This window comes from Azospirillum canadense (assembly GCF_025961225.1).
In the GTDB taxonomy this organism is placed as follows: Bacteria; Pseudomonadota; Alphaproteobacteria; order Azospirillales; family Azospirillaceae; genus Azospirillum; species Azospirillum canadense.
The window spans coordinates 1,194,385-1,213,382 of the sequence record NZ_JAOQNG010000001.1; the positions used below are offsets into that span (position 1 = coordinate 1,194,385).

The window sequence follows — 18,998 nt, forward strand, 5'->3', positions numbered from 1 at the left end:
TCCGGTTCTCAGGCAAGGCCGTGATAGCTCTTGTACCAGGCGATGAAGCGCGGCAGGCCGACGTCGATGGGCGTGGTCGGCTCGTAGCCCAGGTCGCGGCGGCTCGCTTCGATGTCGGCGGTGGTCTCCGGCACGTCGCCGGCCTGGATCGGTTCCATCTGCTTGACCGCCTTGCGGCCCAGCGACTCCTCGATGATGCCGATGAAGCGCATCAGGTCCTCGGTCCGGTTGTTGCCGAGGTTGTAGACCGCGTGCGGCGCGCCGTTCACGTCCGGCTTGGCCGGCCGGTCCAGCGCCGCCAGCACGCCGGCCGCGATGTCCTCCACGAAGGTGAAGTCGCGCTTCATCCGCCCTTCGTTGAAGACGCGGATTGGCCGGCCCGCCATGATGGCGTCGGCGAACAGGTAGGCGGCCATGTCCGGCCGGCCCCAAGGGCCGTAGACGGTGAAGAAGCGCATTCCCGTCGCCGGGAACTTGTAGAGATGGCAGTAGGCGTAGGTCATCATCTCCGCGGCCTTCTTCGTGGCGGCGTAGATGGACATCGGCGAATCCACCCGGTCTTCGACCGAGAAGGGCATCTTCTTGTTGGCGCCGTAGACGGAGGAGGTGGAGGCGTAGACGAAGTGCTTGAGCTTCGGCATGTGCCGCGCCGCCTCCAGCATCGCGACCTGGCCGGTCACGTTGGCGTCGATGTAGGCGTAGGGATTCTCAAGCGAATAGCGCACGCCGGCTTGGGCGGCCAGATGCACGACGCCGGTCGCCTCCGCGAAGTCGGGGGCCAGCGCCTCGACCGCCGCGCGGTCGGACACGTCGGCCTTGACGAAGCGGAAGCCGGGCTTGGCCAGCAGGCGGGCCAGCCGCGCCTCCTTCAGCGCCACCGAATAGTAGTCGTTGAGGTTGTCGAGCCCCAGGACCGTCTCGCCGCGCTCCAGCAGGGCTGCCGCCACGTGCGAGCCGATGAAACCGGCCGCGCCGGTGACCACGATCGTCATATCCACCATCCTTAAACGACGCGCGCGTTCCATTCGCAGTGCCAAGTGGAAGCGCCCGCCTGTCCATCCGTCTTATGCCCGAGGCCGCGCCGCGATGCCAGTCCACAAAAAGGCGCCGGCCGCTTGACAGGGGCCGCGGTCACCCGATCTACTGCCGCGATCTTTCACCGTTGCCAGTCTGGACCTCCATGCCGCCCAAGAAGAATCCTGCGAACCTCAACCCGCTTCAGCTCAAGACGCTGACTCTGCTTCAGGAAATCGCCCGCCTGGAGAACATGCCGACGGAAGGCGAGGAGGGTGCGTTCGTCATCACGGCCCTGCCGCACGCCCACGGCAACCATTTCCACCTGGGCAGCGCGGTGGTCAGCGGCAGCGACGCGACGGGCCTGAACAACGGCTCCGTCTGGACCATCCTGGAGCGCAAGAAGATGCTGCGGCAGGAGCCCGGCCGCGCGGTCATCACCGCCGAGGGCATGGCCTATGACACCGGCCTGCGCGACAGCATCCTGCACCGGTCCGACCACTAACAACAACAGGCGACGCGCCGTGTGCGGCATCTGTGGCTTCCTGGCCCTGTCTGAACAGCGGGCCTATGCCGGTCATGACGCGACCGGCCTGGAGGCCGTGGCAAAGCGCATGGCCGATACCATCGCCCACCGCGGCCCGGACGGCGACGGCGTCTGGGCCGACGAGGCGGCGGGCATCGCCTTCGGGCACCGGCGCCTTGCCATCGTCGAGCTGTCGCCGCTCGGGCGCCAGCCGATGGAGTCTGCGGACGGCCGGTGGATCATCGCCTACAACGGCGAAATCTACAATTTCCAGGACCTCCGCGCCGAACTGGAGGCCGCCGGCCACAGCTTTCGCGGCCATTCCGACACCGAGGTGCTGCTGGAAGGCTGCGCCGCCTGGGGCGTGGAGCGCACGGTCCGGCGTCTCGTCGGCATCTTCGCCTTCGCCCTGTGGGACCGGCGCGACCGGGTCCTGTATCTGGTCCGCGACCATCTCGGCGTGAAGCCGCTCTACTGGGCGCGGATGAACGGGACCCTCCTGTTCGGCTCCCAGCCAAAGGCCCTGCGCGCCCACCCGGCCTTCGCGGCGGAGATCGACCGCGACGCGCTGGCCGCCTACATGCGCTTCAGCTACGTCCCGGCGCCGCACAGCATCTACAAGGGCGTCGCGAAGCTGGAGCCCGGCACGATCCTGACGATCCGGCCGGGGCGGGAGCCGGAGCGCACCACCTATTGGGACGCCGCCGACGCCGCGCGGGCCGGCATCGCCGACCGCCTGTCCCTGTCCGACCATGAGGCGACCGACGCGCTGGAATCGCTGCTGAAGGACGCCGTCGGCCGGCAGATGATGGCCGACGTGCCGCTCGGCGCCTTCCTGTCCGGCGGCATCGACAGCTCCACGGTGGTCGCGCTGATGCAGGCGCAGAGCGACCGGCCGGTGCGCAGCTTCACCATCGGCTTCGGCGAGGGCGACTACGACGAGGCCGACCACGCCCGCGCCGTCGCCGCCCATCTCGGCACCGATCATACGGAGCTGCGGGTCGAGCCCGCCCACGCGCTGGACATCATCCCCAAGCTGCCGGACTGGTACGACGAGCCCTTCGCCGACAGCTCCCAGATCCCGACGGTCCTGGTGTCGGAGATGACGCGGCGCTCCGTCACCGTGGCGCTGTCGGGCGACGGCGGGGACGAGCTGTTTGCCGGCTACAACCGCTACCTCCGCGCGCCGGCCGTCTGGCGCCGGGTGGCTCCGCTGCCGGGTGCGCTGCGCCAGGGGGCGGCTGGGCTGATCCGTTCAGTGACGCCGCAGGGTTGGGACCGTCTGTTCGGGCTGCTGCCCGCCGCCAACCGCATCCGCCAGCCCGGCGACAAGCTGCACAAGCTGGCCGGCGCGCTGGGCTCCGGTGACCCGGACGCGCTCTATCGCCGCTTGGTCAGCCAGTGGGACGACCCCGACGCGCTGGTCCGCGGCGGGCGGGAACCGCGCGGCCTGCTGTGGGACGACCGGGTGGCCGCAGCCATCCCGGACTTCGTCGAGCGCATGCAGTATCTCGACAGCGTCACCTACATGCCCGACGACATCCTGGCCAAGGTGGACCGCGCCAGCATGGGCGTGTCGCTGGAAGCGCGCGTGCCGCTGCTCGACCACCGGGTGGTGGAATTCGCCTGGCGCGTGCCGCCGGCCCAGAAGATCCGGGACGGGCAGGGCAAGTGGCTGCTTCGGCAGGTGCTGCACCGCCACGTCCCGCGGGCGCTGGTGGAGCGGCCGAAGTCCGGCTTCGCCGTGCCCATCGACGCATGGCTGCGCGGCCCCCTGCGCGACTGGGCCGAAGATTTGCTGGACGAGCGCCGCCTGCGCGCCGACGGCTTCTTCGACCCAGCCCCGATCCGCGCCCGCTGGGCCGAGCATCTGGCCGGGACCCGCAACCACCAGCACCCGCTGTGGAACGTCCTGATGTTCCAGGCCTGGCACCAGCGTTGGAGCACCCCAACTCCCACCGCCGCCCCGCTAGCCGCGAGCGCCGCATGACCACGACCGAAAACGACATCAAGAAGCCCGCCGCTCCTCCAAAGAAGGACGACAAGCAGGAACGCCTCGCCGCCCGCCTGCGCGAGAACCTGCGCAAGCGCAAGGAACAGGCGCGCGGGCGGGAGAAGGACGAGGGTTGAAGTCCTCGCGTTGGACCCCCACCCTAACCCTCCCCCGCCCAGCGGGGGAGGGTTAGGGTGGGGGTCCAACGCGTGAATTCCCGCTACACCAACCCCTTCCTCAGCCAAATCTGCGTGTACCCCGGCGGATACCCCTCCAGTTCGGCCCACACCTCGTACCCAAGCTTCTTGTAAAAGTCCGGCGCCTGGAAATCGTAGGTGTACAGCCGCGACCAGCGGCATTCACGGCGCACCGCCTCCTCCTCGGCCGCAGCCATCAGGCGGGAACCGAGGCCCGTGCCGCGCTGGCTTTCATGGACCCACAGGTAGTCCACATACAGCCATTCCCAGTTCGTGTAGCCGGTCAGGCCGCCCAGAAGCGTGCCGTCAGGGTCGCGCGCGGTCACGCTCAGCTCCCGCAGGTCGTATGGTTTGGTGAACTGTTCATTGAATCGGCGCAGCTCCCCATGGATGTGCTTCACCTCCGCCGGATCGAGTTTGTCGGCCAGCGAGAGCGTGACGGGAGCCGCGGTGGTGGTTTCAATCATCCGACTTTGTCCTTTTGCATTTTGTCGTTTTGTGGGGGCTTCCATGCAAAAAGCCCTAATTCCTTCCCTTGAGGATGCCCGCATGCTCCGCTACAACGCCTTGTAGGTTCAACCCCCTTTAGAGACCCGAGGAGACCCCGACGATGGGCATCATGCCGGACACCTGGATCCGCGAGATGGCCGAGACCAAAGGCATGATCGAACCCTTCGTCGAGAAGCAGCAGCGTCAGGGCGTGATCTCCTACGGGCTGTCCTCCTACGGGTACGACGCGCGGGTCGCCGACGAATTCAAAATCTTCACCAACGTGGACAACGCCATCGTCGACCCGAAGGAGTTCGACGACAGCAGCTTCGTCGACCGCAAGGTGGATGTCTGCATCATCCCGCCGAACAGCTTCGCGCTGGCCCGGACGGTGGAGTATTTCCGCATTCCCCGCGACGTGCTGGTGATTTGCCTGGGCAAGAGCACCTACGCGCGCTGCGGCCTGATCGTCAACGTGACGCCGCTGGAACCCGAATGGGAAGGCCACGTCACGCTGGAGATTTCAAACACGACGCCCCTGCCGGCGAAGGTGTACGCCAACGAAGGCCTCTGCCAGTTCCTGTTCCTCAAGGGGGACAGCGTCTGCGAGACCTCGTATGCGGACAAGTCCGGCAAGTACATGGGCCAAAAGGGAGTGACGCTGCCCCGGTTGTAACCAGCCGGGCTTCGGCCTCAACCACAGCTTCATACCGGACAAGACAGCTCCATGGACAAGATCCGCATCCGCGGCGGCAAGCCCCTGCACGGTTCCATCACGGTGGGGGGCGCGAAGAACGCAGCCCTGCCGCTGATGACGGCGGCGCTCCTCACCGACGAGACGCTGACGCTCACCAACCTGCCGATCCTCGCGGACATCAACACGCTGTGCAACCTGCTGCTCCAGCACGGCGTGGGGATCCGCCTGGCCGGGGCCGGCGGGGAATGCGCGGGGCGCGAGCTTGATCTGACCGCGCGCGACGTCACCAACACGACCGCCCCCTACGACCTCGTCCGCAAGATGCGGGCGAGCGTGCTGGTGCTCGGCCCGCTGCTGGCCCGCTGCGGGGAGGCGAAGGTGTCGCTGCCCGGCGGCTGCGCCATCGGCGCGCGGCCGGTGGACCTGCACATCAAGGGCCTGGAGGCCATGGGGGCGGAGATCCGCATCGAAGGCGGCTACATCGTCGCCAAGGCGCCCAAGGGCGGTCTGCGCGGCGCGGAGTACGTCTTCCCCAAGGTCTCCGTCGGCGCCACCGAGAACCTGCTGATGGCCGCCACGCTGGCCCGCGGCACGACGGTGCTGGTCAACGCCGCGCGCGAGCCGGAGGTGACCGACCTCGCCGAATGCCTGGTCGCCATGGGCGCCAAGATCACCGGCCTCGGCACCGACCGCCTGACGATCGAGGGCGTGGACCGTCTGCACGGCGCCCGCCACATGGTCGTGCCCGACCGCATCGAGACCGGCACCTACGCCATGGCCGCGGCCATGACCGGCGGCACGCTGGACATCCTGAACACCCGCCTGGACCTGATCAAGGCGGCCGTCACCGCCCTGGTCCCGGCCGGCGTGGAGTTCACGCCCATCGAGGTCGATGGTCAGGAGGGCGTCCGCGTCTCGCGCGCCAACGGCGAGCTGGTCGGCGTGGACGTGATGACGGAGCCCTTCCCCGGCTTCCCGACCGACCTCCAGGCCCAGATGATGGCCCTGATGTGCACGGCCAGGGGTGCAGGCATGATCACCGAGACCATATTTGAAAATCGGTTCATGCACGCGCCCGAGCTGACCCGCATGGGAGCCCGCATCACGGTGCACGGTTCGTCCGCCCTCGTCCGGGGTGTGGAGCGTTTGACCGGCGCGCCCGTTATGGCGACGGATCTCCGCGCGTCGGTGTCGCTGGTCCTGGCCGGTCTCGCGGCCGAGGGGGAGACGACGGTCAACCGCGTCTACCACCTCGACCGCGGCTACGAGCGGCTGGAGGAGAAGCTGGCGGCCTGCGGCGCGGACATTGAACGCATCCGGGCGGAAGACGACTGACGCCCGAAACCCGCCGCCGCAACCCCGGCGCCATGAACAAAGGAAGCCCATGACTCCGACGCCGATCAGACTGCGCGCCCAGGACCAGGACGACCTGAAGGTCGTGTCCGCCTGCCTCCAGGACGCCATCGTTCCCATCGGCGACATGTGCTTCCTGCCGGAGGAGGGGCGGTTCGTCCTGGTGGTCAACCGCTTCAAGTGGGAGACCGCCGGCCAGCCGCGCCCCGGCCCGACGGCGGACGACGACGACCTAGTCCCCTTCGAGCGCACCCACTGCGGCGTGCGGATCGAAGGGGTGACCGGCGTGAAGGTCAAGGACATCGACCTGAAGGACCGCCGCCAGATCCTGGAGCTGCTCGCCATCGAGGCGGCGGAGGGCGGCGTGGTGCTGGACTTCGCCGGCGGCGGCTGCATCCGGCTGGACGCGGCCAACTGGACCTGCTTCGTGGAAGACCTGGGCGAACCCTGGCCGACCACCTGCAAGCCCTGCCATCCGCTGGAAGAGTAGGAAGCCATCCCCTGTCCCGGGACGGGAGAGGGAGAAGACGAAAACCAGGAGAGAACCGCCATGAAGGCGCGCGTTGCGTGGGTTGACGGGAAGATGTTCGTCGGCGAGTCCGGCAGCGGGCATGCCGTGGTGATGGACGGCGCGCCGGAGGCGGGCGGGCGCAACCTGGGCATCCGGCCCATGGAGATGCTGCTGATCGGCATGGGCGGCTGCACCAGCTTCGACGTCGTCATGATCCTGGAGAAGGGCCGCCAGACCATCACCGACTGCGTCGCGGAGATCGAGGCGGAGCGCGCCGACACCGATCCGAAGGTCTTCACCAAGATCCACGTGCACTTCGTCGTCACCGGCCGCGGCCTCGACGCCGGCAAGGTGGAGCGCGCCATCGCCCTGTCGGCGGAGAAATACTGCTCCGCCTCCATCATGCTGGGTGCCATGGCGACCATCACCCACGACTTCGAAATCCGCGAAGCGCCCTAAACGGAACCAGAGGGCGGGCCGGGGGTTGGCACAGCACAGGCTGCACAACCCGGGAGACCCGCTCATGGTCCAGCATCGCCCCGTCGTCGTCGTCACCGGAGCGTCCGCCGGGGTCGGCCGGGCGACCGCGCTGGCCTTCGCCCGCGATTGGGGCGCCTCGCTCGGCCTGATCGCCCGCTCGGCCGAGGCGCTGGAGGAGGTGCGGGCGGAGGTGGAACGGCTCGGCGGGCGGGCGCTGGTCATCCCCGCCGATGTGGCCGACGCCGACGCGATGTTCGCCGCCGCCGACGCGGTCGAGCGGACGCTGGGACCCATCGAGGTCTGGGTCAACAACGCCATGGTCACGGTATTCGGGCGCGTGCGCGACCTGTCGCCGGAGGAACTGCGGCGCGTGACGGAGGTGACCTACCTCGGCTCCGCCCATGGTGCCATGGCGGCGCTGCACCACATGCAGAACCGCGACCGCGGGGTGATCGTCCAGGTGGGCTCGGCGTTGGCCTACCGCTCCATCCCGCTTCAGGCCGCCTATTGCGGGGCCAAGAGCGCCATCCGCGGCTTCATCGACAGCCTGCGCACGGAGCTGATCCACGACGGCAGCAACGTGCAGCTGACTATGGTGCAGCTTCCCGCGGTCAACACGCCGCAGTTCGACTGGGCGCGCAGCCACATGCCGCGCCGGGCCAAGCCGGTCGGCACCATCTACGACCCCGACGACATCGGCCGGGCCATCGTGCACGCCGCGGAGAATCCGAAGCGGGAGCACTGGCTGGGCTTCTCGACGGTGGAAGCGATCCTGGGCACCCACGCGCTGCCGGCCTTCGCCGACCACCAGGTCGCGACCATGGCCTTCGAGGGGCAGGAGACGGACGAGCCGGAACGGCCCGGCCGCCCCGACAACCTGTTTGAGCCGGTGCGCCGCCTGCACCGCACGCACGGCCGCTTCCGCGACCAGGAGCATCGGCTCGCGCTGACCACCACGGGCATGGCGGCGCGCGGCTTCGCCTTCCTGGCCGGGATGGCGGTGCTTGGCGGGATCGGTTACGCCGCGCGTGCGGCGCTGGCCCGCGACCGGACGGAGGTTATGGAGTGACGAGCTTTAGGCCGACGATCCCGGCCATGATCAGGGCGATGCAGCCCAGCCGGACGGCGTCCGCCGACTCCCCGTAGAGTAGGATGCCCAGGATCACCGTGCCCACAGTGCCGACGCCGGTCCACACGGCGTAGGCGGTGCCGAGCGGCAGGCTTTTCAGCGCGAGCCCGAGCAGGCCGAGGCTGGCGACCATCGCGCCCAGGGTGAGGATCGTCGGGACAAGGCGGGTAAAGCCATCGGTCTGCTTCAGGCCGATGGCCCAGCCGACCTCGAACAGGCCGGCGAGGAACAGGATGCCCCAGGCCACGGGGGAACCTCCGAAACCATGGAGGCAGGGTCGTCCCCGCCGGGCTTCCCGTGCCGACGGGCGGCAACCGGGGGTGAGGTCGTCCTCACGGGAAGGCCCTCGCATATGGGCACCGGGCCGTGGAGGTCAAGTCTATTCCCTCCGGCACATTCCCTCAGGCCCATTCCCAGTGGAAGCCGCTGTCCACCTCGCCCAGCACGGCGATCTCGCGGCGCGGGCAGCTGCGGTCGTGCAGCGGCAGGGGCTTGGCGGGGTCGGGCTGGCGCGTGTCGCGGGGCGGCTCAGCCTGGGAAACGAGGATGAGGGTCGTTGCGGGTCGGGCGGGGATACGGCGGGGCATGGCGTGGACCGGGGCTGGGGTGGACATGTCCCGACGCTACCGCCGGATCGAAACCGCCGCTGTTGCGTGGCCCACAGCCCAGGCGCTTTCCCGGTCCGTCAGGCGCGCCGGCGGGCCGCATCCGCGCCGGCGCCCCGCCCGCTGTCGAACAGCCGGCAGGTCGTGGCCGGGCCGACCTCGAACCCGCTGACGCGCGGGAAGCGCTGGGAGGCACGCTCCAGCGCCTCCCGCGCGGTGGTCGCGACCAGCAGGTAGGTCCGGCCGTCGCGCCATGCCGCGGTCATCCCCGCACCGCCGGGAAGCACATCGGGCGCGCGGCGGACAGGAACTTCCCAAATGGTGCCCGGCCGGGGCTCCAGCCGGGCGAAGACGTAGTAGCGCTCGACCGGCGCCTCCTGAAGCGTCTCGACCTGCCGTTCCAGGGCGTTGACGATGGTTTGCGCCTGCAGCAGCTGGTCGTCGACCCCGGCCAGCTGCTGCTGCGCGGCGTCGAGCTTGCCGGCGTCGTCCAGCAGTTGCTGGTTCAGCGCGCGCAGGTCCTTGTCCGCGGCCGACAGCCGCCCGCGCGCGGCCTTGATGCGGCGCTCGCCGGTGCGGTTGACGATGACGCTGCCGATCATCAGCAGGACCGCGATGTAGATCAGGACCGCCGTCACGCCCCCATCTCCGCCCCAATCTCCATTCCCGTTTCCACGGCCGTCTCAGCCGCCGGGGCGCTGCGTTGCAGGCGGCCGGGCAGCAGGCCGGAGCGCAGGTTGAAGGCGCGCTGCACGGCGGCCATCGCCGCGTCGGGCGTGTCGGCCCAGACATGGGCAATATTGCGGCGGTCCCAGATCTCGCGGGCGAACACCATGCGGCGCTGGTCGAGGCGGTTGAAGTCCGGCGCGGTGCGCAGGTCGCACTCGAAGAGCAGGGCAGGGCCGTCCAGCTCGCCCAACTCGTGGATCATCTCCACCTTCGACGCCTTCAGCGACCGGATCATCCCCGTCAGCCGGGCGCGGTCGGCGATCAGCCGGTCTAGCGTGGCCTGCTGCAGGTCGGTGCGCGATTTCGTGTCCTCGATCCGGGCGTTCAGCTCCTTCAACTCGTCGGCCTTCGCCTGGATCCGCCGCCGCGTCAGCGCGGTGCGGCCGCTCGCGGCGGTGATCCGTGTGCCTTCATAGACGACCGACAGGCCGAGCGCGCCAAGGCCGAGCGCAAGGACGGACAGGGCGAAAACGTCGAGGGCGGCCATGCGCCGATGCCCCTTACGACGCGCCGCGGGGCGTGTGCCCGGGGGTGTGCCGGGGGGTGTGGACATCCACGACCCCGGCCAGCGCGCGGCCCAGCCGCTTGGCGTCCATGGGCGAAAGGGGGCGTCCCGACGACAGCGCCGTGTCGAACAGCGTGCGCAGCCCATGGTCCAGGCCCCGCGCCTGGTCGGCGCGCATGGGCGGCACGCCGTTCGGCGCGGGCGGAACCGCGCCACCGCTGCTGCTGCCGGCCATCCACGCGACGGCGGCATCCACCAGGGGCAGCGGCAACAACGCGCGCAGCGCCGCGGCGAGCAGCGGGTCGTGGCGGGCGTACATCCCCGCCACGGCGTACAGGGCCATCGCGTCCGGCGGCATGCCACCGCCGGTCAGGACGCCGCGCACGCCCGCCAGCAGGTCTTCCACCTCCATGCCCGCGGCCGGGCCGGCGAGCCTCTGCCAAGCGGGCGCCACCCGCAGGGCGGTCGTCAGCGTCCTAAGGTCGGCGGCGACGAGCCTCCTGGTGGAATGCGGGTGGGCGGATTGCAGGTGGGCCGGGCGCCGCAGGGGCGACGCCTCGTCCGGCGCAACCGTGCCGCAGGCCGACCGCAGGTGTTCCTCGTTGGCATCGTCGAGGAAGGCGGCGAGCGCGCCGGGATCGCCCTGGAGGCCTTGCAGGATGGCCAGCGACCGCAGGCGCAGGAAGTCCGACCAGCGCGCCGCCTCGTCCGAGGCCAGCACCTCCTCCAGCGTGGCGTCGGTCAGCCGATCCTCGATGCAGGAGCGGATGGAGTCCGGCGCCGCGCCCATGCGGCGGGACAGCGCCGTCCACCATCCGCCGAGGTCGCCGGCGTGGATCAGGCCGGGCGGCGGCACCGGGGCGCCGCGCAGCTCCGGGTCGCGCAGCATCACCGGTTCAAGCCAGCGCTCCCACAGGCGGCGCGCATGATCCTCGCGGCGGCTCTTCAAAAGCTGGAGGAGCATCGCCCGCATCGGCGACGGCGGGCGGTCGGCCGCCGCGGACGCATTCCCGAGATGGGTGAGCAGCGTCGCGCGCGTCCGCCGGTCCAGGCGCAACAGGAGGCGGCGGACGGTGTCGTAACGACCGGCGCCGGCGGCTTTGGATTCCAGGCCCATCTCCGCTCCCCAATTTTGTGGAGAGAATAAACTAAATTATTAATACCTGGGTATGCTTCAATGATGATGATCGGTAGCAATCCGCGACCTCTTTCAACCGGATGCGCTGATTTGTAACAAGTTGCGACGGCTCTGGACGGCGACACGCGGGTTCCGTATGGGCTAAATGGAGGGAGCCCGGCGTCGAACCCGTCCAGTCCGTCGCGGCGGGTCTCTCCGGGAGAGGGTGCATGGGACAGCTGGAGGGCGACGGCCTGGACGACGAACCGCTGTTCGGACCCGGGGACGATTCCGACAACGGGCCCGCCGGGGGGTTCCGCATCGCGGAGCCCTGGCCGGTGCTGGTGGTCGACGACGACCCGCAGGTCCACGCCATGACGGAAGTCCTGCTGCGCGACTTCGACTTCGAAGGCCGCCCCTTCGAGGTGATCAGCGCGCTGTCGGCCGCCTCGGCACGGTCGCTGCTGGCGGCCCGGCCGGACATTCCCGTCGCTCTTCTCGACGTCGTCATGGAAACCGACGACGCCGGGCTGCGCCTTGTGCGCACCATCCGCGAGGATCTCGGCAACCGCCGCATGCGCATCGTGCTGCGCACCGGCCAGCCCGGCCAGGCGCCGGAACGCGACGTGGTCGTCGCCTACGACATCAACGACTACAAGGCGAAGAGCGAGCTGACCGCGCAGCGTCTCTACACCACGCTGGTCAGCGCGCTGCGGGCGTGGCGCGACATCGTCACCATCGAGCGGCACCGGCAGGGGCTGGAGCGTATCCTCGCCGCCTCCGCCTCGCTGTTCGAGACGCGCTCCATGCGCGCGCTGGTGGAGGCGCTGGTGGACCAGCTCTCCCGGGTCGTGGACCATGGCGCCGGCGCGGTGCTCGCCTGCCGCATGGTCGACCGCGGCGACGGCAAGGCGCGCGCCACCGTGGTGTCCGGCTCCGGCCGGTTCGCCCGGCTGGTCGAGCGACCGGTCGCCGGGGCGCTGACGCCGGAACTGGCCGCGCTGGTGGTCAACGCCTTCGAAACGCAGGAGAGCAGCTTCGGCGCCGACCGCTGCATCCTGGCCTTCCGCACGCGGGAGCACGGGACGACCGTCTTCGCCCTGGAACGGCCGGAACCCTACGCCGAAGACGACCACCGCCTGCTGGAACTGTTCTGCAACCGCGTGTCGATCGGCTTCGACAACGTCTGCCTCTATGAGGACCTGATCGCGCTGAACCAGTCGCTGGAACGGCGGGTGGAGCAGCGGACGGCCGAACTGGCCGCCAACCAGGCCGCGCTGGTCGCCGCCAAGGAGCGGGTCGAGCGGTCGCTGGAGGCGGAGCTGAACGCCCGCGAGCGGCAGCGCCAGTTCGTCACCATGGTCAGCCACGAATTCCGCACGCCGCTGGCCATCATCGACAGCGCGGCGCAGATGCTGACCATGCGCGCCGAGCGCGTCGACCCGGAGGCGCTGGAGCGCCTGCGCGTCATCCGCAGCAGCGTTCAGCGCCTGACCAGCCTGATCGACAGCCACATGACCGACGAGCGGATCCAGGCCGGGACCCTGTCGCTGCAACGGGCGCCGGTCGATCCGGCGGAGCTTCTGCGCTCCGTCGCCGAACCCTTCCGCAGCGCCTATCCCGGCTGCGAGTTCCGGCTGGACCTGCACGACCTGCCGCCGGTCCTGATGGCCGACGGGCACCTGCTGGCAATGCTGTTCGGCAACCTGCTGAACAATGCCCTGAAATACTCCGACGGCGACTGCGCGGTGACTCTGCGTGGCCGTCTGGAACGCGACCCTGCCGCCGGCGACCGGCTGGTGGTGGAGGTGATCGACCAGGGGCGCGGCATTCCGGAAAACGAGCTGCCGCTGCTGTTCGACCGGCATTTCCGCGGCGCCGGCTCCTCCGGCGTGCCCGGAACCGGCATCGGGCTGCACACGGTCCGTCAGGTCGTGCGGATGCACGGCGGCTCGATCGCCGTGGACAGCGTGGTGGGGAAGGGCAGCACCTTCCGCGTGCTGCTGCCCATGGACGGGTAGGCCCCGCAGATTGGGCGCGGCTTGGACGCAGTGTGGGCATGAACGCCGGTTGATCGGATGATGAGAAAGAATATGGCTCTTTTGTGTACGCAATGGGATAGTTGGTCCACGGCGTGGGTGGCGCGCCCAAAGGGCCGCCGATCGACCCATCGCACTCCGACCTGAGGTTCGTGGAAGGCATCATGCTTGCTGAGCAATACGCCGCCATCAAACGCGATCTCGACGACAAGGGGATCGTTTTCTCGTTCAGCGGGTATTTGTCCGAGGGAATTCTCTATTCGCTCGGCGAGGCGCTGCGCGAGAAGATGACGCTGGAGGAAACCGACGGCCCCACGGTGCGCCGGGTCTTCTCGGTCTTCGTGGAGCAGATGCAGAACATCATCCGCTATTCGGCGGAGAAGGTGACGGGCAGCACGGCGAAATCCGTGGAGCTGAGCGCCGGCATGGTCATCATCGGCATGGAAGGCGGCAAGGTCTTCATCGTCTGCGGCAACACGGTGATCAACACCGACGTGCCGCGCCTCAGGGAACGGCTCGACTACCTGAAGGGCTTGGACAAGGACGCGATCAAGACCTACTACCGGGAGCAGCTGCGCGAGGCCCCGGAGGAGGGCAGCCGCGGCGCCAACATCGGCCTGATCGAGATCGCGCGCCGCGCCAGCGAGCCAATCGAATACGACTTCCACGCCATGGACGGAGAGCGGAGCTTCTTCTGTCTCAAGGTGCGGATCTGACGTCACCTCTTTGACTTCGGCTACCTGATAGCGGCTGTGGACACTCGGACGACTATGGAACCCCTGAAAATCCCCGCCACCGGGCGCACGCCGGAGGTCGATTTCGATTTCGCGGCCGGCATCCTGCGTCTGAGCGGCGAGTCCTACCCCGACGACGTCGCCACCTTCTTCGGCCCGGTCTTCGCCGCCCTGCGGTCCTTCCTGGAGAAGCCCGGCGACCATCCGGTGCGCTTCGACATGGAGCTTCTGTACTTCAACAGCTCCAGCGCGAAGGCCCTGATGAACATCTTCCAGATGCTGGAGACGGCGGCGCGGGACGGGCGCTCCATCGCGGTCACCTGGTGCTACGAGGAAAACGACGAGTCGATGCAGGAATTGGGCGAGGACTTCGCCGAAGATCTGCGGCACGTCGCCTTCACGCTGAAGCAAGTTCCGGCCGACGGGGCGTCATGACCTTCAACCTCTTCGCCGCCGAGGAGCAGGCCATCGAGGAGGCCCGCCTTCTGGGGGAGAGGCTGAGCGCGGTCGCGCCCGAGGTCCGCGCCGATTTCGACGCGCTGGTGGAGGCGTTCAAGCGCAGCACGCGCGAGCAGCGGCGGCTGGTCCGGGTCAGCGACCGGCTGCAGGCCCAGCTGGGCTCCGCCAACCAGGAGCTGGAGCGTCGGCGGCAGGAGGCGGAAACGGCGCTGGCCGACCTGCGCGACGCGCAGGAGGCGATGGTCCGCGCGGAGAAGCTGGCCTCGCTCGGCTCGCTGGTGGCCGGCGTCGCGCATGAGATCAACACGCCCGTGGGCATCGCCGTGTCCTGCGCCTCGCACCTGTCCGACGCGACCGACCGGCTGCGCGCGCGGGCGCAGGCGGGGGAGCTGAGCAAGGCCGACTTCACCCGTTACCTGACCACGGCAACCGACACCTCGGCCCTGATCCTCACCAACTGCGAGCGGGCGGCGCGGCTGATCACCAGCTTCAAGCAGGTCGCTGTGGACCGTGCCAGCGCGGAGCGGCGGGCCGTGGACCTCAGCCGCTACATCCAGGAAACGCTGGTCAGCCTGGAGCCGAAGCTGCGCCAGGGCGGCCACGCCGTCGCGGTGGACTGCCCGGACGACCTCGTCGTCGACAGCTACCCCGGCGCCCTGTCGCAGATCCTGACCAACCTCGTCATGAACTCCCTGACGCACGCCTACGCGGACGGGCAGGCCGGCCGGCTGACGATTGCGGTGGACCAACCCGACCCCGCGACCGTGCGCCTGACCTACGGCGACGACGGGCGGGGCATCCCCGCGGCGAACCTGCCGCAGATCTTCGATCCCTTCTTCACGACGCGGCGCGGCGAGGGCGGCAGCGGCCTCGGCCTGCACATCGTGCACAACCTCGCGGTCGGTGCGCTGAAGGGCGCCATCGCGGTGGAAAGCACGCCGGGGGAGGGCACGCGCTTCGTCCTGACCTTCCCGAAGGACACGCCGGAGGATCCGCCCCGGAACGATGGGGCGTAGCCGCGCTTACAACACCCGGACGTGGGCGGAGAAGACGTAGCCCACGCCGTGGACCGACTTCAGCGGGGCGGAGGCGCCGATGGCGGCCTCGACCTTGTGGCGCAGGCGGCCGACGACGGTGTCGATGGATCGGTCGTCGGGGTTCCAGCGCCGGTTGTACAGCGCCTGGGAGATTTGGTCGCGGGTCGCCGGCTGGCGGGCCTGGCTGGCCAGCAGGGACGTCAGCTTCATCTCCATGCTGGTCAGGCTGATGCGGACGCCGGTCGGGCTGGTCAGCGACCAGTCCGTGGCGTCCAGCACCCAGCTCGCCTCCTCCCCGGCCGAGGCGCCGGGCGGGGTGCCGTTCAGGTGCGGCGCGGCGGTCGTCGATGATGCGCCCGTGCGCTGCGCCGCCACGTTCGACTCCAGGCGGCGCAGCAGCGCCTTGCACTGGGCTTCCAGCTCGCGCATCTCGACCGGTTTCACGAGGTAGGCGTCGGCCCCGATCTCCAGCCCGACCACGCGGTCGACGGTTGATCCGCGGGCGGTCACCATGATGATTCCGATGCTCGGCATTTCGCGCAGGCGCGTCGCGATCTTGAATCCATCCTCGCCGGGCAGGTTGACGTCGAGGATCACCAGGGAAACCTCCCTGGTTGCGATCGCCTCGTCAAGCTCTCGCCCGTTCTTCGCCCCGATGGAGTCGAATCCGCACCCACGCAGATACTCGACGAGATCGCGACGGAGCGAGGCTTCGTCCTCGACGACAACGATCGTAACCGCCGGCATGCTTCTCCGCTCCCCCGGTTCCGACTTGCGGAACCTCCTGTGTCGGGCCGGAAATTATATGATTTTCAATGACCCGTCGAGACGGTTCCCGTCCGGGTAGGCGACGGGGAATTTCGTCACGCCATTTCACATGCATCCGACTCCGCACCGGAGCCGGAGCGTGCGGCGGGAAGGACGCGGAAGCCGACCATGGTGATGTCGTCGCGTTGCGGCTGGTCACCCTGGAAACCGCCCAGGCTGGTCGCGATGATCGATTTCTGGTTGCCGAGGGGCAGGGTGAGGCACCCCTCGATGACCTCGCGCAGGCGACGCTTGCCGAAGCTGCGGCCGCGCTCCCCGCCGCACTGGTCGGTCAGCCCGTCGGTGCAGAGATAGAAGGCTTGGCCGGGGGCGAGGGGGATGGTCTGGTTGGTGAAGGCGGGCTCGGCGCCGTGGCTGCGGTAACCCAGGCTGCGGCGGACGGCGCGCAGCTCCGTGATCCCCTCGGGCTCGCTGACCCACAGCGGAAGCCGGGCGCCGGCATAGACCAGCGTCCCCTCGGCCGGGCGGATCAGGCAGAGCGCCAAGTCCAGCCCGTTGTCGAATCCGCCTTCCCAGGCCGACGCCGCGCCGTCCTGGTGCAGGGCGGCCCGCACCTTGGCGTCCACCTCGGTCAGCAGCGTTGCCGGATCGGCCGCGCCCAGGGAGTCCACCACGTTGTTCAGCACCGCGCTGGCGGTCATCGTCATGAAGGCGCCGGGCACGCCGTGGCCGGTGCAGTCGGCGACGCCCAGCAGGTAGCCGCCCTCGACCTCGCGGAAATAGTAGAAGTCGCCGCTGACCACGTCGCGCGGGCGCCACAGCACGAAATGGTCGGCGAGGCCGGTCTCCAGCAACTCGGCCTTCGGCAGGATCGAGGATTGGATCAGCTGCGCGTAGTTGATGCTGTCCATGATCCGGCGGTTGATGTCGGCCAGGGCCTCCGTCCGTTCCTGGACGCGGTGTTCCAGCGTCTGGGTGTAGTCCTGGACGGTCTCCGCCATGCGGTTGAAGGTGCGCGTCAGCAGCCCTATCTCGTCCTGCCGGTCCTGCTCGCCGTCCTGCGGGACGATGCGGGCGCTGTACTCGCCGTGCGCCACGGAATGGGCGGCCTGGGTCAGCCGCATCAGCGGCCTCAGCACGACCCGGTTCAGCATGTAGCTGATGATCGTAACCGCCGTGACCAGCGACAGCACCAGAAGGCCGACGACCGGCGCCAGGGCACTCAGCGTCACCTCGTCCACCTCGGCGGTGGAATAATGCAGCTTCAGGGTCCCGATGTGGCGAATCAGCCCGTCCCGCCCGCGCAGCATGATCGGCTGCTGGATCGTGACGAAGTTGCCGGGCGGGCCCGGCGCCAGCGCCTCGGCCACCGGATCGCCCCGGTCGGTTTCATAGACCGCGACGGAGCGGATGGCCGGGTCGCGGTCGCGCAGCGCCTCGATGATCTTGCGGACGGAACGCTCGTCGATCTCCCACAGCGGGCCGGCCAGCGCGTCGGTCTGCATCTCCGCGACCAGCTCGGCCCGTCGGATCAGCGCCTGCTTCTGCTGGCGCTCGACGATCCCAGCGGACACGGCCACGGCGATGACGCCGACGATCGTCGCGGTCAGCACGATGATTCCGCCGATGCGCGCCAGGACGGAGCGGTTGCTCCGCTCGACGGTGAGGCCGCGAAGAACGCTCATGAGGCGATTCCCTGCCGGGTCCACAGCGCCGCCAGGGTGCCGTCCGCCTCCAGCCGGTCCAGCGTCGCGTTCACCCAGGCGACCGACACCGGGGATCCGCGCCGGACGAGGATGGTGTGGTCGTAGACCTGGTCGGCGCGGTCTGACACCAGAAGTTGTGGCGCCATCTCCGGGTTCGCCTTCAGGAACCGCGCCAGGAAGGAGCGCGTGACGATGGCGAGGTCGGCGCGCCCGGCGGCGACGCTGCGCACGTTGCCCTCGTGGCTCACCGTCAGCCGCGTGTTGTACTGGCCTTCCAGCACCGCCGGGTCGGCGTTGAAGCCGGCGTAGGCGTAATGGTAGCCGAGCCGGCCGAGGATCGATTTGCCGTCCAGGCTGCCGAAATAGCCCTGGTTCATGCCCGGGCCGGCCCTGGTCACGAAGACCTCCGCGTCGCGGAAGAAGACGCGCGAGGCGTCCACCGGCCGCCCGGACCAGCCCCAGGCGAGGGATTCAAAGGCGATCAGGTCGAACCGCCCTTGCTCCAGGTCGTCGTAGCGGCGCTGCGGCGAGGTGCGGACCAGGTCGAACCGGAAATCCGACTGCGCGGCGTTCACCGCGTCGAAGAAGGCCCGCGTGACGCCGTTCCCGGATTCGTCCGCGTAGGGCGGGAACTCGTAGGCGCCGACCTTGATGGTGCCGGGCTTGCTGGCACCGGCTTTCGGCTGGGTCTGAGCAATGGCCTTTCCGGCACCCGCTAAGGCGGCCGCCGCCGCGAGCCCGATCACCGTGCGCCGGGCGATTCGTTCAGCCATCTCGGTCCCACACTTGGTTTGGTCCCAACGCCCGGCCCAACGGCCAGCCCGCGCGCCTTCCGGAAACGAACGCCCGCAAACGATTGAGGTAACTTACCCCTGTATGCCGGGTTGCGGCAATGCGCGTCAGCGATGCT

At 69.2% G+C, this 18,998-nt stretch carries 22 protein-coding genes; 12 read left to right on the forward strand and 10 right to left on the reverse strand.

The annotated features are described in order from the left end of the window. Positions 1 to 8 precede the first annotated feature (8 nt). Complete coding sequence (locus M2351_RS05655; protein ID WP_264655149.1) at positions 9 to 992, reverse strand: SDR family NAD(P)-dependent oxidoreductase; 984 nt, start codon at positions 990 to 992, stop codon at positions 9 to 11. A 188-nt stretch (positions 993 to 1,180) separates the two neighbouring features. On the opposite strand from M2351_RS05655, the gene M2351_RS05660 reads away from it, so the two are divergent. From M2351_RS05660 to M2351_RS05670, 3 genes are read left to right on the forward strand one after another with little or no spacing between them, the layout of a single operon-like run. Continuing rightward, positions 1,181 to 1,519 (forward strand): hypothetical protein, encoded by a 339-nt coding sequence (locus M2351_RS05660; protein ID WP_264655150.1) that lies wholly within the window; start codon positions 1,181 to 1,183, stop codon positions 1,517 to 1,519. 19 nt (positions 1,520 to 1,538) lie between these two features. Then, complete coding sequence (gene asnB / locus M2351_RS05665) at positions 1,539 to 3,530, forward strand: asparagine synthase (glutamine-hydrolyzing) (protein ID WP_264655151.1); 1,992 nt, start codon at positions 1,539 to 1,541, stop codon at positions 3,528 to 3,530. Then, positions 3,527 to 3,670 carry a hypothetical protein gene (locus tag M2351_RS05670; RefSeq protein WP_264655152.1) on the forward strand — a complete coding sequence of 48 codons (144 nt, stop codon included), beginning with the start codon at positions 3,527 to 3,529 and terminating at the stop codon, positions 3,668 to 3,670. The genes asnB and M2351_RS05670 overlap by 4 nt, the downstream gene beginning before the upstream one ends. Positions 3,671 to 3,753: 83 nt before the next feature. Here the strand turns inward: M2351_RS05670 and M2351_RS05675 are convergent, their stop codons facing one another. Then, complete coding sequence (locus tag M2351_RS05675) at positions 3,754 to 4,197, reverse strand: GNAT family N-acetyltransferase (RefSeq protein WP_264655153.1); 444 nt, start codon at positions 4,195 to 4,197, stop codon at positions 3,754 to 3,756. Between the two features lie 143 nt (positions 4,198 to 4,340). Between M2351_RS05675 and dcd the strand changes: the two genes are divergently transcribed. The 5 genes from dcd (at position 4,341) to M2351_RS05700 (ending at position 8,329) form a co-directional block, all read left to right on the forward strand. Next, on the forward strand, positions 4,341 to 4,895 hold the full coding sequence (gene dcd / locus M2351_RS05680; RefSeq protein ID WP_209765588.1) for a dCTP deaminase: 555 nt from the start codon (positions 4,341 to 4,343) through the stop codon (positions 4,893 to 4,895). Positions 4,896 to 4,946: 51 nt separating this feature from the next. Continuing rightward, the gene (murA, locus tag M2351_RS05685; protein ID WP_264655154.1) at positions 4,947 to 6,251 is read left to right on the forward strand and encodes a UDP-N-acetylglucosamine 1-carboxyvinyltransferase; all 1,305 of its coding nucleotides are present in this window, start codon (positions 4,947 to 4,949) and stop codon (positions 6,249 to 6,251) included. Positions 6,252 to 6,300: 49 nt separating this feature from the next. After that, the gene (locus M2351_RS05690) at positions 6,301 to 6,759 is read left to right on the forward strand and encodes a DUF2948 family protein (protein ID WP_264655155.1); all 459 of its coding nucleotides are present in this window, start codon (positions 6,301 to 6,303) and stop codon (positions 6,757 to 6,759) included. Between the two features lie 60 nt (positions 6,760 to 6,819). Beyond that, the gene (locus M2351_RS05695; protein ID WP_264655156.1) at positions 6,820 to 7,239 is read left to right on the forward strand and encodes an OsmC family protein; all 420 of its coding nucleotides are present in this window, start codon (positions 6,820 to 6,822) and stop codon (positions 7,237 to 7,239) included. A gap of 64 nt (positions 7,240 to 7,303) precedes the next feature. Continuing rightward, positions 7,304 to 8,329, forward strand: coding sequence for an SDR family oxidoreductase (locus M2351_RS05700; RefSeq protein ID WP_264655157.1), 1,026 nt, complete (start codon positions 7,304 to 7,306; stop codon positions 8,327 to 8,329). On the opposite strand, the gene sugE is transcribed toward M2351_RS05700, so the two are convergent. The 5 genes from sugE to M2351_RS05725 all read right to left on the reverse strand — a co-directional run bounded on the left by sugE (position 8,319) and on the right by M2351_RS05725 (position 11,345). Further along, positions 8,319 to 8,636 (reverse strand): quaternary ammonium compound efflux SMR transporter SugE, encoded by a 318-nt coding sequence (gene sugE, locus M2351_RS05705; RefSeq protein ID WP_264655158.1) that lies wholly within the window; start codon positions 8,634 to 8,636, stop codon positions 8,319 to 8,321. The genes M2351_RS05700 and sugE overlap by 11 nt on opposite strands. Positions 8,637 to 8,790: 154 nt before the next feature. Continuing rightward, entirely contained in the window at positions 8,791 to 9,003 is a 213-nt protein-coding gene (locus M2351_RS05710) for a hypothetical protein (RefSeq protein WP_264655159.1), read from the reverse strand. Between the two features lie 71 nt (positions 9,004 to 9,074). Then, positions 9,075 to 9,632, reverse strand: a complete 558-nt coding sequence (locus tag M2351_RS05715) for a hypothetical protein (protein WP_264655160.1) — start codon at positions 9,630 to 9,632, stop codon at positions 9,075 to 9,077. Continuing rightward, entirely contained in the window at positions 9,629 to 10,210 is a 582-nt protein-coding gene (locus tag M2351_RS05720; RefSeq protein ID WP_264655161.1) for a hypothetical protein, read from the reverse strand. Before M2351_RS05720 ends, M2351_RS05715 begins: the two co-directional genes overlap by 4 nt. 13 nt (positions 10,211 to 10,223) lie before the next feature. Then, complete coding sequence (locus M2351_RS05725; protein WP_264655162.1) at positions 10,224 to 11,345, reverse strand: hypothetical protein; 1,122 nt, start codon at positions 11,343 to 11,345, stop codon at positions 10,224 to 10,226. 230 nt (positions 11,346 to 11,575) lie between these two features. Here M2351_RS05725 and M2351_RS05730 point away from each other — a divergent pair, with 230 nt between their 5' ends. The 4 genes from M2351_RS05730 (at position 11,576) to M2351_RS05745 (ending at position 15,593) form a co-directional block, all read left to right on the forward strand. Further along, positions 11,576 to 13,366, forward strand: coding sequence for an ATP-binding response regulator (locus tag M2351_RS05730; RefSeq protein WP_264655163.1), 1,791 nt, complete (start codon positions 11,576 to 11,578; stop codon positions 13,364 to 13,366). Positions 13,367 to 13,548: 182 nt separating this feature from the next. Further along, positions 13,549 to 14,100, forward strand: coding sequence for a SiaB family protein kinase (locus M2351_RS05735; RefSeq protein ID WP_264655164.1), 552 nt, complete (start codon positions 13,549 to 13,551; stop codon positions 14,098 to 14,100). 54 nt (positions 14,101 to 14,154) lie between these two features. Continuing rightward, positions 14,155 to 14,553, forward strand: a complete 399-nt coding sequence (locus M2351_RS05740) for a DUF1987 domain-containing protein (RefSeq protein ID WP_264655165.1) — start codon at positions 14,155 to 14,157, stop codon at positions 14,551 to 14,553. Beyond that, entirely contained in the window at positions 14,550 to 15,593 is a 1,044-nt protein-coding gene (locus M2351_RS05745; RefSeq protein ID WP_264655166.1) for a sensor histidine kinase, read from the forward strand. The genes M2351_RS05740 and M2351_RS05745 overlap by 4 nt, the downstream gene beginning before the upstream one ends. Before the next feature lie 6 nt (positions 15,594 to 15,599). Here M2351_RS05745 and M2351_RS05750 read toward each other — a convergent pair whose 3' ends face one another. The 3 genes from M2351_RS05750 to M2351_RS05760 all read right to left on the reverse strand — a co-directional run bounded on the left by M2351_RS05750 (position 15,600) and on the right by M2351_RS05760 (position 18,861). After that, positions 15,600 to 16,361, reverse strand: a complete 762-nt coding sequence (locus M2351_RS05750) for a response regulator transcription factor (RefSeq protein ID WP_264655167.1) — start codon at positions 16,359 to 16,361, stop codon at positions 15,600 to 15,602. Between the two features lie 116 nt (positions 16,362 to 16,477). Beyond that, on the reverse strand, positions 16,478 to 18,067 hold the full coding sequence (locus tag M2351_RS05755; protein WP_264655168.1) for a SpoIIE family protein phosphatase: 1,590 nt from the start codon (positions 18,065 to 18,067) through the stop codon (positions 16,478 to 16,480). Beyond that, entirely contained in the window at positions 18,064 to 18,861 is a 798-nt protein-coding gene (locus tag M2351_RS05760) for a substrate-binding periplasmic protein (protein WP_264655169.1), read from the reverse strand. Before M2351_RS05760 ends, M2351_RS05755 begins: the two co-directional genes overlap by 4 nt. Positions 18,862 to 18,998 lie beyond the last annotated feature (137 nt).